Here is a 14,554-nt window from a genome sequence, read left to right as displayed (position 1 = left end):
CGACGACGGCTAGGTGCCGAGCCGCCGGCCGGTCGCCTCGGCGACGCGCGTGAAGTACTCGCGGAACACGCCCTCCGCCGTCTGCGGCAGCACGGCGGAAGGCGTCTGCGTGAAGACGAAGGGCACCGGCCGGGTCCCGAAGAGCGGAGCATCGGGGGACTCCACGAATCCGAACCTCAACCGGCACCGGTCCGCACGGCGCACGTCGAACTGGGCCGCGAGCCAGCGCGCCGGAGTCCGGAAGTGGAAGTCGGTCGTCGGCGGGAACTCGAAGAGCTCGAAGACGCCCCGATCGAAGCGGAGGAAGAGTCCCTCGTATTCGAGTTCGAGAAGATCGGGGGGTACGGGGTTCATGGCGCCTCCGGTTCACATTCCGCTGCAATCGAGCCCACGATAGACGCGAGGCGCGCCGTCGAGGGTGAGGGCCACCGTCCCGGCGCCGACGGTGAGCGGCATCTCCTGTCCGATGCAGTCGATCTGCGTGACGCTCGCGCCCGTCGCCGCGACCGTCAGCGCGGTCTTTGTCGGCCATGGATCCAGCCAGAGCTCGGGGGCGGCGAACGTGGTGCCGGAAGGGTCGTGGCCGGCGTTCAGGATGTAGCCGTCGGCGCGGTTCCACAGCACGGCGAGCTCGCCCTCCGGCGTATCGAACAGGAGGCCCTTGTTGTCGTCGTCCGTGAAGGCGAGCCAGCGGACGAACGTCGCTCGATCGAGCAGTCGTGCTGCGTTCGCGTAAGCGAGCAGGGACGGTTTCGCGCTGGTGTCGCGGTTCATCAAGCCGTAGTGGTACTCGGCGTCGGTCGGGTTCGCGACTTGGGGGTTGCCGAGCACGCTGTCGTGGAACTGGTACCAGCACACGCAGCGGACGCCCTCGGCCTTCGCGAGTGCGAGGCTCAGGAACACGTTCTCTGCGGCGTGCCGGTAGGTGTCGTACCACCACGCGTTGGGCTTGGTGCAGGCGTACGCCTCGGTCATCCAGATCTCCTTCGGCCCGTACTGCGCGATGAGCGCCTTGAGCCTGCGCAGGCCGCCGAGGAAATTCCAGTAGGTGCCGTTCGCGCCCGCGTCCACGGGGCCCTGCGGATCGTAGTCGGGGGTGAAGTTGCCACGACCGGGGTGGAAGGCGATGCCGTCGATGAGATCCCAGCCGCCGGCGCTGTGGAAGTTCTGCACCCAGGGCTCGTCCATTCCTGCGAGACCGTTGTTCAGCAGCTTGAGCGACGCCCCGGTGGCGACCACGCGGTCGTGCACCGGACGCAGCGCCTTGTCGACGTACGCCTGCGCCGCCGTCCCGGTGTTGAACGGGCGGTTCAGCTCGTTGCCGACCTCGAAGTACTCGGCGCCGGCCGCGACGGCGGTCGTGGTGTTCGTGGCCGCCCAGGCGGTGGCCTCGGCAGCGGCGGCGGTCAGTGAGGGCTGCAACTCGATGTTGTGCGACATGCCGCGTGCGTCGAACGCGGAGGGCGGCAGTCCAGGGCCGCCGTCGTACGAGATCCGGACCCGGTCCACGCCGATGCTCTGCCAGAGGTCGAGCACGGCGGTCGCGGAGGGCACCTGGAGCCAGGGGTAGTTGGCCATTCCGAACATGCTGTCCGCCGTCGCGGGGTGGTCTCGGGGCGGGACCGCCGCCAGATTCGTGCGGGCGAACGCCTCGATCCCGCCGGAGACCGCGGCGACCTCGGTGACGACGAAGCCGGATCCCGGCGCGGTCAGGGTGAAGGCGTGGTCGAGGGTCCCGGTGGCGGGCACGACCACGGAGACCGTCTGGCTGGCCAGCAGGGTCCCGTTGAAATCGCGCGCCCACCAGACGAGGTCGACGGCGCGATCGGCCGCCGCGCCGTTCGCGACCTGGGCGGAGATCGCGATCTGCTGTCCGGCGGATGCCCACAGCCCGAACGGCCGGTCCGTCCACACCTCGATGCCGAGGTCCTGTGCCGTGCCGATCGAGGCGACCGCCGACGGCCGCTTGTCGCTGAAGAAGAAATCCGCCCGGCTCACGACGCTGCCGTCGGTCTGGAGCACGCCGGGCGCGTGCACCCAGGTGGAATTGGTCCAGGACTGACGGGAGCGGTCGAGGATGAGCAGCCCGTGCAGCGCGCCCCATGTCGACGTGTGCGCGACGCCCACCGCGTCCTCGAAGGGGATCCCGCCGGCGGCGTCCCGCTTCCACTCGGTGAGTGCGACATAGCCGTCCGACTCGGTCGCCGACAGGACCGCGCGACTGAACAGGAAGCCCTCCGGGGTGAAGGTGCTGGACCCCGAGGCATGCCATTCGAGCCGGACGTGGCGGGTGCTGATCGAGAAGAGCCCGTACACGGCGATCGGCCCGGCTGCGGCGGGCATCACGTAGTCCATCCGGATGGCCGGGGTGCCGTCGGCGAGCGTCACGAGCGTGGGCGTTCCGTCGGTGGACACCTGGATCCCCGTCACGGTGTCCTTGGTCTGGAACTTGGAGCCCTGCAGGCGGATGACGCCTGTGCCGTCCTTGATCGCGACACGGCCACCGGGGCTGGCGACGATGCTCACGCCGTCGGCGCTGAGGGTCAGATCACCCGCCGCCGCAGTGGCGCGGATCGGACTCTGGGCTGCCACGAGGAGTGCTCCGGCCGCGAATGTCGCGCCGAGGAATCCTCGGCGCGTGAATCCTGCGCTTCTCTCGTCCTGGTTGGTCATCGGATCTCCATCGATCGTGATAATGCGCATTAGCGCGTGAGCGTTCTACAGTCTGATCGTCCTTCCGGTTCGAAGTCAAGATGACTTGCGCTTTCTGAAGATACGCATTAGCGTCGGCGTCACGCCTTGGTGATAGGCATTATCAGACGCGGAGGATGGACATGTCGGGGAAGACGGGCAAGACGACCCAGAAGGAGATCGCACGGATCGCCGGGGTCAGCCAGACGACGGTGTCGCTCGTGCTCAACGATCGGGACGGCACGAACGTCCGCATCCCCGAGGCGACGAGGGAGCGGGTGCGTCGCGCTATCGAGCAGACGACGTACGTGGCCGATCCCGCCGCGCGCAGGCTCGCCGGGCTCGACAACAAGATCCTCGGCGTCTTCACCTACGAGTCCGCTCTGACCGCGGAGAGCATGGACTTCTACGGACCGCTGCTCAACGGGATCGAACGCGCTGCCGAGCAGTACGACTGCGACCTCCTGTTCTTCACCAGCTCGCCCGTCGAGAACGGCTCGCGCCGCCTGTTCCACCGGAACACCCGGTTGCGCCTCGCGGACGGCTGCATCCTGCTCGGTCAGCACATGGACGGGGAGGAACTGGCCCGTCTGGTCAGCGAGGGCTTCCCGTTCGTCGCCGTCGGACGACGCGACGAGGCCGAAGGCGTGCCCTATGTCGGGATCGACTACCGCGCACTCACCCGCGATCTGGTCGCGCGGGCAGCCGAGCTGGGCCACACGTCCGCGGTGTACCTGCACGGTGACCGGGACACCCCGTCGTCCCGCGATCGACTCGCCGAGATCGAGGCGGCGGGCGCGAACGGAGCGCTGTCCTTCCGCTCGCTGCCGGAGGTCGGTGGGGATCTCGCCGCGACCGCGCACAGGATCATCGAGAGCGGCGCGACCCTCGTGGTCGCCGAGGACGCCTTCGCCGCCGAAGATCTGGCGCTCGCCCTCGAACGGCAGGGCGTCGCACTGCCGGCCCAGGTCTCGATCGCCGCGCTCGGCGAGGTGCAGAGCCACACCGTCGGAGGCCTGCGCCTCTCCGGATTCCACACGCCCCGACAGCGCATCGCCTTCGAGGCGCTGGGCCTGCTCAGGGAGCTGATCGCGGCCGACCCCGAGAGCGCGGGTGCGATCGATCGGCAGCGCCTCCTGCAGGGATCCCTCGAGCTCGGCGAGACGCTGGTGGCACGTCGGGCCGACGCATGAGGGAGCTCCATGCCGACGTCGCGATCATCGGAGGCGGGCTCGGCGGCGTCGCTGCGGCACTCGCCGCCCTCGGCCGCGGCAACCGCGTGATCCTCTCCGAGGAGCATGCGTGGCTGGGCGGCCAGCTCACCTCCCAGGCTGTTCCCCCCGATGAGCACATCTGGGTCGAGCAGTTCGGCGTCACGGCCCGGTACCGCGCGCTGCGCGACGGGATCCGCGACCACTACCGCTCGTTCTACCCGCTCACCGAGGCCGCTCGCCGTGACCCGCGGCTCAACCCCGGGCTCGGACGCGTGAGCAGGCTCTGCCATGAGCCCCGGGTCGCCGTCGCGGTCATCGAACAGCAGCTCGCCCCGCACCTCTCCAGCGGCCGGCTCACCGTCCTCCAGCCCTACGCGCCGACGGCGGCCGCGGCGGCCGGACACGTCGTCTCGTCCGTGACCCTTCGCCATGTCCATGACGGCACCGAGGTGCGGGTCTCGGCGCCGTTCGTGCTCGACGCCACCGAGACGGGCGAGCTGCTCCCGCTGACCGGGACGGACCACGTCGCCGGTGCGGAGTCGCGCTCCGAGACGGGGGAGCCGAGCGCGCCGGAGCAGGCGGATCCCGGCAACCTGCAGGCGATCTCGTGGTGCTTCGTCTTCGACCACGTCGAGGGTGCCGACTTCACGATCGAGCGACCGGAGACCTACGACTACTGGCGCGACTACGCCCCTGCGTTCTGGGGCGACCGGCTGCTGTCGTTCACCGCACCCCAGCCCCGCACCCTCGAGCCCGAATCCCGCACGCTCCACGTCAACCCGCCCTACGGCGCGGAGCGTGCGGCGCAGGATCCCCGTGAGGATCCCGGCGACCTGGACCTCTGGGAGTTCCGCCGGATCATCGCCCGTCAGAACTTCCTGCCCGGTGCCTACGAGAGCGACATCGTCGTGGCGAACTGGCCGATGCTGGACTATCTCGACGGGTCGATCATCGACGATCCGGACGCGGAGGCCCACCGTGCGGCCGCGAAGGAGCTGTCCCGCTCGTACCTGTACTGGTTGCAGACCGAGGCGCCGCGGCCCGACGGCGGAAGAGGCTGGCCAGGACTCCGTCCGCGCGGCGATCAGACGGGTACCGCGGACGGGTTCGCGCAGGCGCCGTACATCCGCGAGTCGCGCCGCATCAAGGCGGTCACCACCGTCGTCGAGCAGGACATCTCGGTCACGTCGCGCGGTCATGCCGGACCGGCGACGTTCCCCGACTCGGTCGGCATCGGCATGTACCGGATCGATCTGCACCCGTCGACGGGCGGCGACAACTACATCGATGTCGAATGCGCACCGTTCGAGATCCCGCTCGGCGCGCTCGTCCCGGTCGAAACGCGCAACCTCATCCCGGCCGCGAAGAACATCGGCACGACCCACATCACCAACGGGGCCTACCGGCTCCATCCCGTCGAATGGAACATCGGGGAGTCCGCGGGCGAGCTCGCGAGCTTCTGCATCGATGAATCCACACTTCCGAGACATGTGCTCTCGGACCCGGAACTGCGGCAGCGGTTCCAGAGCCGGCTCGTCGAGTCCGGTATCGAGCTCCACTGGCCGGAAATCCTCGGCTACTAGCGAGTCCCCTCCTATCAAGAAAGCCCCCCATGAACACAGCAAAGAAGCTGGTCGGCGCCGCGGCCCTGGCGACGGCCGCGATCGTCGCGATCACCGGCTGCAGCGCCACCCCGAGCGCCCCTGTCTCCACGACCGCCGCCCCGAACAGCGTGGCGCTCCGGATGACGGTGTGGACCTCGAACGAGGCGCAGCTCGCGCTGTTCGCCTCGATCGCCGACAGCTACAAGTCGACGCACCCCGAGATCAAATCCATCACCTTCGACAGCCTCCCGTTCGCCGACTACAACACGACGCTCACGACGCAGATCGCCGGCGGCAACGCCCCGGATCTCGCGTGGATGGGGGATCTCTCCAAGGATCTGATCGCCTCGGACGCACTGCTTCCGCTCACTCCCGCACTGAAGGGCACGAAGGGGTGGGGGTACGGGGACCTGCTGCCCAGCGCGACAGCGGAGTTCACCCGCGACGGCCAGCTCTACGCCTACCCGTTCTCGAACTCGCCGTACGCCCTCTACGTGAACAAGGACCTCCTCGCCGCCGCGGGCCAGTCGCTGCCCGCCTCCGGCGTGACCTGGGACGAGGTCGCGAAGATCGGAGCGGCGGTGAACGCGGCGACGGGCAAGGCGGGGTTCGTCATCCGGGACTTCGACTACTCCGCATGGAACACCCTGGCCACGGTCTGGACAGGGTGGGGTGCGAGCGCATGGAACGCCGACGGCACGAAGTGCACCTTCGACGACGACAAGATGGTGGGTGCGTTCACCTTCCTGCACGACGCCGTCTTCAAGGACTCCGCGATGCCCGGCCCCGGCACCAAGGCCGACTTCTTCGCCGGTGACTCGGCATTCACCGTTGCGCAGGTCTCCCGGGCATCGCTGCTCACCGGCACCTTCGGCTACGACGTCGTGCCGCTTCCCGCAGGTCCCGCCGGAGCGTACTCGGTGATCGGGCAGGCGGGCATGGGTGTTCTCCGCACGAGCGCGCATCCTCAGGAGGCGACATCCTTCCTCGCCTATCTGACCGGCCCGGAGAACAGTGCCAAGCTCTCTCAGTTCTTCCCCTCGGCGCGCACCTCGCTGCTGACCGGCGAGAAGCTCGCGGCGAACAACACCAAGCTCACGGCGGAGCAGTTGCAGAGCGTGGTCGTGGATCAGATCCCCGACGCCGTCACCCTGCCGAACCACACCAGCCCCGCGGAGATCGCGCAGAAGGGCAAGACCGCTCTCGATGCGATGTGGAAGCCCGACGCCGACGTCAAGAAGGTGCTGAGCTCCGTCTGCTCGGCGATCTCCCCGCTCCTGGCGAAGTGACGATGACCTCCACCCCCACCGTGCCCCGGGAGGCGGCCCTCGCCGCCTCCCGGACTCCCGGCGGCCAGGATCCGGTGCGCCGGCCCGCCAGACGGTTCTGGACCATGAGGCGTCGCGACGCCGCCGCCGGCTACCTCTTCATCGCGCCTCAGATGATCGGCGTGGTGCTGTTCGTGCTCATCCCCGTGGGCCTCGCGATCGTCTACAGCCTGAACAAGTGGAACATCTTCACAGGGCAGCTCACCTTCGTGGGCGGGGCGAACTACGCCGCGCTCGCTGCAGATCCGCAACTGCCGAGCGTGCTGGGCGCCACCGCGGTCTTCTCCCTCGGCGTGGTCGTGCTCAACATCGGGCTCGGGCTCGGCCTGGCCGTGATGCTCAACCGCCGGTTCCGCGGCGTCACGTTCTTCCGCACCCTGTTCTTCTCCCCGGTGGTCATCTCGGTCGTCGCCTGGACCCTCGTCTGGGGGTTCCTGCTCCAGGACAACGGCGGAATCAACGCCGTGCTTGCTCAGATCGGGATCCACGGACCCAACTGGCTGCAGGAGGGCCCGACGGCGATGGGAGCCGTGATCGTCACGCAGGTCATCCGCAGCGTCGGCGTGAACATGGTCCTGTTCCTCTCCGCGCTGCAGGGGGTTCCCCGCGAGCTCTACGAGGCGGCGCGCATCGACGGCGCCGGCAGCCGCACGATCTTCACGCGCATCACTCTGCCGCTCATCTCGCCGACGCTGCTGCTCACGAGCATCATCACGATCGTGGGTGCGCTGCAGGCGTTCGCGCAGATCGCCGTGCTGACCGAGGGCGGCCCCGCGCTGTCGACGACGGTACTCGTCTACTACGTCTTCCAGCAGGCGTTCACGTTCAACAACATCGGATACGGCTCGACCCTCGCGCTGATGCTGCTCACCTTCGTGATGCTGCTCACCGTGCTGCAGTGGCAGCTCCGAAGGAAGTGGGTCTTCTATGAGCACTGAGACGTTGCCCGCCGCGGGGTCGAAGATCCCCGTTCCGAGGGCTCCGTTCGTCGGTGCCCGCCGGCCCTGGGGCGCCGTCCTCCGTCGGATCGTGCTCTACGTCGCGCTGGCCGTGATGGCGCTGCCGTTCGTCGTGCCGACGGTCTGGATGGTCGCCTCCTCGTTCAAGCCGCTCGACCAGATCTTTGCCTCTCCGCCCTCGATCTTCACCGCGTCGCCGACCGGGGACGCCTATGTGCAGGCGTTCGGCTTCCAGCCCTTCGCCCGCCAGTACGCGAACAGCGTCTACATCGCTGTCGTGGTGACGCTCATCGTGCTGCTGGTGTCGAGCCTGGCGGGTTACGCGTTCGCACGCCTGCGGTTCCCGGGGCAGAACGTCCTCTTCCTGGTCGTGCTGGTCGGACTGCTCGTGCCGGGGGAGGTGACGATCGTCCCCCTCTTCCAGATGTTCAAAGGCGTGGGGCTGATCAACACGCATTGGCCGCTGATCCTCGTGACCGCTTTCGCCGCGCCGTGCGTACTGGCGACCTTCATCATGCGGCAGTTCTTCATCGCGCTGCCGGTCGAACTGGAGGAGGCCGCAAGGCTCGACGGACTCGGCCGGTTGGCGATCTGGTGGCGGATCTGCCTGCCGCTCGCGAAGCCCGCGCTCTCCGCGGTCGCGATCCTCACCTTCCTCGCTTCCTGGAACCTGTACCTCGAGCCGACGGTGTACCTGACCTCGCCGGATCTGTTCACCCTGCCCCAGGCGCTCACCCGCTACACCGACGCATACGGCGGCGAGATGTGGAACACGCAGTTGGCAGCCGCGACCATGACCGTCGTGCCGGTGCTCGTGGTCTTCCTGATCGCACAGCGGCAGTTCGTCGAGGGTCTGGCCCATTCCGGGCTGAAGGGCTGAGCGGCCGAGCTGCGACGGCACGCTGGGCGACTGCCGGGTCAGTCGCGGTCCTGCGCCACCTCGAAGTACAGGTCGGCGTGCAGGGCGCAGCGAGGATTGAACGATGCAGCGCAGTGCGGGCAGGCGGTGACCCCGAGGTACTCGCGGATCTCGAGTTCGTGGCCGCAGACGCCGCACAGCACGGCCTTCGCGTCCTGTTCGGCGAGCGGCCACGGGCGGGACGGATGGTCGGCCGTCTCGGTGTGGCAGAGGTGGCACGGGTAGTACTCGCCGCAGCACGCGAAGCGGATCGCCACCACGTCGAGCTCGGTGCGATAGTGCGCGCAGCGGGTCTGCCCGTCGACCGGATGCCCCTTGATCTCGAACTGCTCCGCGCCCATGGGACGATCCTAGGCACAGCCCGGGTTCAGTCCCGGTGCACGTCGACGGGCACGATCATCGGCGTGCCGGCGATCGGATCCGGGATCACGACGGCTTCGAGGTCGAACACCTCGCGGAGCAGCTCGACCGTGACGACGTCGCCCGGCGCGCCCTCGGCGACGATGCGGCCGTCGCGCATCGCGACGAGATGGTCGGCGTAGCGCGTGGCCAGGTTCAGCTCGTGCATGACGACGACCACCTGCGTGCCGCGCTCGCGCGAGAGCCGCACCAGCAGCTGCAGCAGCTCCACCTGATGGGCGAGATCGAGGTAGGTCGTGGGCTCGTCGAGCAGCAGGATGTCCGGCTCCTGTGCCAGCGCCATGGCGACCCACGCGCGCTGCCGCTGCCCGCCGGAGAGCTCGTCGATCGCGCGCTCGGCGAACTCCGTCATGCCGGTGACCTGCAGCGCGTCGGCGACGACCTCGTCGTCGCGGTGGTCGCGTCCGCCCAGCCAGCCGCGGTGCGGGGTGCGGCCGCGGTCGACGAGGTCGGCGACGCTGATCCCGTCGGGGGCGACCGGTGCCTGCGGCAGCAGGCCCACGATCCGCGCGACCTCCTTCGTGGGCAGCTGCGCGATCGCGGATCCGTCCAGCAGCACGGCTCCGCTGCGCGGCTTCAGCAGCCGGGCGAGGGTGCGCAGCAGGGTCGACTTGCCGCAGCCGTTGCCGCCGACGATCATCGTGATCCCGGATCCGGGGAGCGTCAGGTCGAGTCCGTCGATGACCGGGTCGCCGTCGTAGCCGACGATCAGGGCATTCGCCTCGAGGGTGTGCGAGCTCATGCGCGCGTGCGTCCTCTCATCAGGAGCCACAGCAGGAACGGCGCGCCGATCGCGCCGGTGACCACGCCGACGGGCAGCGTGATCGGGAACAGGTGCTGCCCGACCGCGTCGCCGGCGAGCACGATGATCGCGCCGAGGAGCGCCGAGACCAGGGGGAGCGCCGCGTCGCGCCGGACGAGCCGCAGGGCGATGGGTCCGGCCAGGAATGCGACGAACGAGATCGGCCCGGTCAGCGAGGTCGCCACCGCGATGAGCAGCACCGCGCACAGGATCAGCAGGATCCGGGAGCGCTGCGGGCGAGCGCCGAGCGCCGTCGCGGAGTCGTCGCCGAGGCGGAGGACCGGCAGCGCCCGCGCCGCCAGCAGGCCGATCGCCAGCAGCACCACGAGCACGGGCGCGGTCGGGGCCAGCTGATCCCAGAGGCTGCGGCTGAGGGATCCGGCCATCCACACGGTCGCCTGCTCGGCGGCCTTGACGTCGGAGCGCGTGAGCACATAGCTGATCACGGCCTGGAGAGCTGCGGCGACGCCGATGCCGACCAGCACGAAGCGCAGGCCCGAGAGACCGCGGCGGTACGCGAGCACCCAGATCAGGAGCGCCGTCGCGAGACCGCCGGCGACGGCCGCGCCGGACACCACGAGCCCGGACGCGCCGAAGAACGAGATGGCGGTGATCGCCGCGGCGCTGGATCCCGTGCTGATGCCGATCACGTCCGGGCTCGCGAGCACGTTGCGCAGCAGCGTCTGGAACAGCATGCCGCCGAGGCCGAACGCGGCCCCCGCCAGCAGGGCGCCGACGGTACGGGGCAGACGCAGCTCGACCACGGCGAAGCTCACTCCGGGCACGGCCTGTCCGGTGAGCGCGCGCAGCACGTCGGGCAGGGCCAGGGTCTTCGCGCCGAAGAGGAGTCCGGCGATGCACAGCGCCAGGACGACGACGGCGAGTCCCGCGATGAGCGCGGCGTCGCGCACCGCGTTGCGGCGACGCGCGGTGCGGAGCCGCTCCGCGGGTGTGGTGCCGGGGGCGGTGCGGGCGGTGTCGAGGACCGTCACAGTCCCACCGCCTTGCGACGGCGCAGGAGGGCGATGAACACGGGGGCGCCGACCACCCCGGTGACGATGCCCACCTCGAGCACGCCGGGGCGCGCCAGGATCCGCCCGGTCACGTCGCAGACGAGCAGGAACGTCGCACCGGCCGCGGCGGAGAGCGGCACGATCCAGCGGTAGTCGCTGCCGGCGAGGAAGCGGACCGCGTGCGGAACCGCGAGCCCGACGAAGCCGATGGGGCCGGCGAGGGCCGTGGCCGTGCCGCACAGGAGCACGACCGCGAGCACGGCGGTGAGGCGGGAGGCTCCGACGCGCACGCCCAGCCCGCGGGCGACGTCGTCCCCGAGGGCGAGCGCGTTCAGCCGGCCCGAGCAGGCGACCGCGAGCACGGCTCCCACGGCGAGGAGCCCGCTCAGCTGCGCGAGCGAGGAGAACGACGCCGCGGTGAGGGATCCGACCTGCCAGAACCGGAAGCTCTCCAGCGTCGATTGGTCGACGATGAGGATCCCGGTGATCACGGCCGTCGCGATCGCCGTGACCGCGGCACCCGCGAGGGCGAGCGTCACCGGGGTCGCACCCCCGGGACTCGCCGCGGCGGCGCCGTAGCCGAGCACGACCGCCACGGCCGCGCCGGCCAGAGCACACCACACGATCACGAGCGGCGCCTGCCACCCGAACAGGGTCATCCCGAGCACCACGAACAGCGACGCCCCCGCGTTCACGCCCAGCAGCCCGGGGTCGGCGAGCGGGTTGCGGGCCATGCCCTGCATGAGGGCGCCCCCCATGCCGAGCGCCGCGCCGACGAGCAGCCCGGTGATCGTCGTGGGCACCCGGGAGAGCACGGCCGCCTGGTCGGTGGATCCGTCGGGGCGCAGGAACGCGTCCCACACGGCGCCGAGCGGCACGATGCGCGCACCCAGCGCCAAGGAGAGCACTGTCGCGGCGAGCAGGGCGACCAGGCACACGACGAGCGCCCACGTCGGGGACGGACGCACGCGACGGCGTGCCTCGGATCCCGACGTGGGTGTCGTCGGCGCAGGGGCGAGGGTCATCAGGCCTTGGCGGCGGCCTCGCCGAGCATCTTGGCGTAGGTCGGCAGCGCCCACGGGATGGACAGCACGGTGGGCGCGGAGACGGCCATGAGAAGGGCCTCGTCGTTCACGAGCACGGCGGATCCCTTCTTCACGGCGGGGATCCGGCTGAGCAGCGGATCGTTCTGAAGGGTCGACAGGTCGCCGCCCTGCACGTAGACGACCGCGACGTCGGCGTCGAGCTTGCCGGCCTGCTCGGCCGAGATCGTGCCGACGAAGCCCTTCTCGTTCTTGGCCAGGTCGGTGATCGAGGTCGGGGTGGCGAAGCCGAGGTCGTTCAGGTACTGCACGCGGGTGTCGCTCGGCACGTAGTACTGCACCTTGCCGAGATCCTTCGCGTCGACCCACATGACCATGCCGGTCTTGCCCTTGGCCGCCGGGTACTTCGCCATCTCGGTGGCCATGGCCTTCTCGGTGTCCGCGATCAGGGCCTTCGCCTCTGCGGACTTCCCGAGCGCGGTGCCGATCATCGTGGTGGAGTCGCGCCAGGACGTGCCCCAGGGGGCGCCCGGGTAGGCGACGGTGGGCGCGATCTTGGTGAGGGTGTCGTACTCCTGCTTCGTGAGGCCGGAGTTGGTGCCCAGGATCAGATCCGGCGAGGTGTCGGCGATCTTCTCGTAGGGGATGCCGTCGGTCTCGTCGTGAATCGGCGGGAGCGTCGCCTTGTCGGCGTCGATCGCCTTCTTCGTCCACTCCAGGTAGCCGTCGCCGTCCGGGTCGCCGAAGGTCGCTTTCGGGATCGTGACCGGGATGGTGCCCAGGGCGATCGCGGCGTCGAAGCTGCCCCAGCCGATCGTGGCGACGCTCTTGGGCGCCGACTCGACGACGGTCTTGCCGTAGACGTGCTCGACGGTGGCGGGGAATCCGCCGACGGAGGAACCGGTTCCGGTGGCACCGGGCGCGGATCCGGTGGAGCACGCCGAGAGTGCGAGAGCGCCGGCGGTCAGGAGGCTGAGAACGGCCGCGCCGCGGCGCAGGCGGAGGGAGGGCATAGGTCTCCTCGAGGAAGGCAACGGGTAGATAGGTAAGCCTAACCTATGCTGTCCGAGCTCGGAGGAGCATCGTGCGACCCCGCGGAATTCTGGCGGCTCGCGCAGGGGGACGAGGGTGGACAGAGAAGCGGAGGACCACCCGAATGGGCGGCCCTCCGCAATGAGGTTCAGCGACGCTCGATCACCTTCGTGACTGCTCCTGCGGCCAGCAGGATCAGTCCGGCGAAGAGCAGGAACGGGTCGTAGGACCCGGTCTGCGCGAGAGAGCCGTTCCTCGGGGTTGCTGCATGCAGGCTGCGTGCGGCCCCCACGAGACCGCGGGTCACGTGGGACACGACCTGGACTCCAGCGTTGCCGGCGCCCGGACCGGTCGCTCCGGTGCCTGTCCCGGGCGTTCCGGTGCCGGGTGTGCCCGGAGTGCCCGTGCCCGGGGTTCCGGGAACGGTGGGCGAACCGGGAAGGGATCCCGTGATCCCGCCGATCACGCCGGGGAGGGATCCGGTGATCCCGCCGACGACACCGGGCAGCGCGCCTGTGATCCCGCCGACGACGCCGGTGAGCGTCGACGGAAGGGACCCGGTGACACCGCCGACGAGGCCGCCGAGGTCACCGATGGGCAGGTTCGGCAGGCCCGGGAGGGTGCTGCCGTTGCCCGGGGTGCCGCCGGTTCCGGGAAGACCCGGAATCGAGGGCAGGCCGGGGACGGTGGGCAGCCCCGGAAGGCTGCCGGTGATTCCGCCGAGGACTCCGCCGAGGTTGGGCAGGCCCGTGCCCGGGTGCGGCTCACCAGGGAGGATCCCCGAGAGAGCACCCGTCAGGTTCCCAAGACCGGGCAGGCCCGGGAGGGTTCCGCCGTTGCCGGGGGTTCCCGTTCCCGGGACGGTGGGCAGGCCCGGCAGGTTGCCGGTCAGTCCGCCGAGTGCGCCGGTGACGGCACCGATGGGCAGGTTGGGCAGGCCCGGCAGGGTTCCGCCGTTGCCGGGGGTTCCCGGGTTACCGGATCCCGGGAGCCCCGGGACGGTGGGCAGCCCCGGAAGGCCACCCGTGATTCCGCCGAGGACTCCGCCGAGGTTCGGCAGACCTGGGAGAGTGCTGCCGTTGCCCGGGGTGCCGCCGGTTCCGGGGAGACCCGGGATCGAGGGCACCCCGGAACCGGCGGGCAGCCCCGGAAGGCTGCCCGTGATCCCGCTGAGGACTCCGCCGAGGTTCGGCAGGCCCGGGAGGGTGCTGCCGTTGCCCGAGGTTCCGGTTCCCGGGAGGCCCGGGATCGAGGGCAGGCCGGGGACGGTGGGCAGCCCCGGAAGGCTGCCGGTGATCCCGCTGAGGACTCCGCCGAGGTTCGGCAGGCCGGCACCGGGGTTCGGCTCGCCGGGGAGGACGCCCGTGAGGGCCCCGGTCAAGCCGCCGAGGTTCGGCAGACCCGGGAGGGCACTGCCGTTGCCCGGGGTGCCGCCGGTTCCGGGAAGACCCGGAATCGAGGGCAGACCGGGGACGGTGGGCAGCCCCGGAAGGCTGCCGGTGATCCCGCCGAGGATCCCGCCGAGGTTG

Annotated in this window: 12 protein-coding genes and 1 pseudogene; 5 read left to right on the top strand and 8 right to left on the bottom strand. The window is 70.2% G+C overall.

The annotated features are described in order from the left end of the window. Nucleotides 1–9: 9 nt before the first annotated feature. Nucleotides 10–354 (bottom strand): hypothetical protein, encoded by a 345-nt coding sequence (locus ACFWCK_RS14650; protein ID WP_378806549.1) that lies wholly within the window; start codon nt 352–354, stop codon nt 10–12. Nucleotides 355–366: 12 nt separating this feature from the next. Next, a complete protein-coding gene (locus ACFWCK_RS14645) occupies nt 367–2,673 on the bottom strand; it encodes a hypothetical protein (protein ID WP_378806548.1) in 2,307 nt (768 codons plus the stop codon). Nucleotides 2,674–2,834: 161 nt separating this feature from the next. On the opposite strand from ACFWCK_RS14645, the gene ACFWCK_RS14640 reads away from it, so the two are divergent. From ACFWCK_RS14640 to ACFWCK_RS14620, 5 genes are read left to right on the top strand one after another with little or no spacing between them, the layout of a single operon-like run. Further along, nucleotides 2,835–3,884 carry a LacI family DNA-binding transcriptional regulator gene (locus ACFWCK_RS14640; RefSeq protein ID WP_378806546.1) on the top strand — a complete coding sequence of 350 codons (1,050 nt, stop codon included), beginning with the start codon at nt 2,835–2,837 and terminating at the stop codon, nt 3,882–3,884. Beyond that, complete coding sequence (locus ACFWCK_RS14635) at nt 3,881–5,488, top strand: FAD-dependent oxidoreductase (protein ID WP_233310927.1); 1,608 nt, start codon at nt 3,881–3,883, stop codon at nt 5,486–5,488. The genes ACFWCK_RS14640 and ACFWCK_RS14635 overlap by 4 nt, the downstream gene beginning before the upstream one ends. Before the next feature lie 29 nt (nt 5,489–5,517). Then, entirely contained in the window at nt 5,518–6,798 is a 1,281-nt protein-coding gene (locus ACFWCK_RS14630) for an ABC transporter substrate-binding protein (protein WP_378806545.1), read from the top strand. A gap of 2 nt (nt 6,799–6,800) precedes the next feature. Further along, nucleotides 6,801–7,775 carry a carbohydrate ABC transporter permease gene (locus ACFWCK_RS14625; protein WP_378806543.1) on the top strand — a complete coding sequence of 325 codons (975 nt, stop codon included), beginning with the start codon at nt 6,801–6,803 and terminating at the stop codon, nt 7,773–7,775. Then, entirely contained in the window at nt 7,765–8,676 is a 912-nt protein-coding gene (locus tag ACFWCK_RS14620) for a carbohydrate ABC transporter permease (RefSeq protein ID WP_378806542.1), read from the top strand. Before ACFWCK_RS14625 ends, ACFWCK_RS14620 begins: the two co-directional genes overlap by 11 nt. 38 nt (nt 8,677–8,714) lie before the next feature. Here the strand turns inward: ACFWCK_RS14620 and ACFWCK_RS14615 are convergent, their stop codons facing one another. From ACFWCK_RS14615 to ACFWCK_RS14590, 6 genes and pseudogenes are all read right to left on the bottom strand, one after another. Further along, nucleotides 8,715–9,056: a CHY zinc finger protein gene (locus tag ACFWCK_RS14615; RefSeq protein WP_378806540.1), complete on the bottom strand. Its 342-nt coding sequence runs from the start codon at nt 9,054–9,056 to the stop codon at nt 8,715–8,717. A gap of 26 nt (nt 9,057–9,082) precedes the next feature. Beyond that, nucleotides 9,083–9,877, bottom strand: a complete 795-nt coding sequence (locus tag ACFWCK_RS14610) for an ABC transporter ATP-binding protein (RefSeq protein ID WP_378806538.1) — start codon at nt 9,875–9,877, stop codon at nt 9,083–9,085. Next, on the bottom strand, nt 9,874–10,929 hold the full coding sequence (locus ACFWCK_RS14605; RefSeq protein ID WP_378806537.1) for a FecCD family ABC transporter permease: 1,056 nt from the start codon (nt 10,927–10,929) through the stop codon (nt 9,874–9,876). The genes ACFWCK_RS14610 and ACFWCK_RS14605 overlap by 4 nt, the downstream gene beginning before the upstream one ends. Further along, nucleotides 10,926–11,975, bottom strand: coding sequence for a FecCD family ABC transporter permease (locus ACFWCK_RS14600; protein ID WP_378806536.1), 1,050 nt, complete (start codon nt 11,973–11,975; stop codon nt 10,926–10,928). The genes ACFWCK_RS14605 and ACFWCK_RS14600 overlap by 4 nt, the downstream gene beginning before the upstream one ends. Beyond that, nucleotides 11,975–13,006: an iron-siderophore ABC transporter substrate-binding protein gene (locus ACFWCK_RS14595; protein WP_378806535.1), complete on the bottom strand. Its 1,032-nt coding sequence runs from the start codon at nt 13,004–13,006 to the stop codon at nt 11,975–11,977. Before ACFWCK_RS14595 ends, ACFWCK_RS14600 begins: the two co-directional genes overlap by 1 nt. A gap of 167 nt (nt 13,007–13,173) precedes the next feature. After that, a pseudogene (locus tag ACFWCK_RS14590) lies at nt 13,174–14,554 on the bottom strand (hypothetical protein); the annotation flags it as partial.

It is taken from the genome of Microbacterium sp. NPDC060117 (assembly GCF_042729315.1).
Classification (GTDB): domain Bacteria; phylum Actinomycetota; class Actinomycetes; order Actinomycetales; family Microbacteriaceae; genus Microbacterium.
Note: the sequence above shows the minus strand (reverse complement) of the source record. Positions and strands in the feature narration are given on the sequence as shown.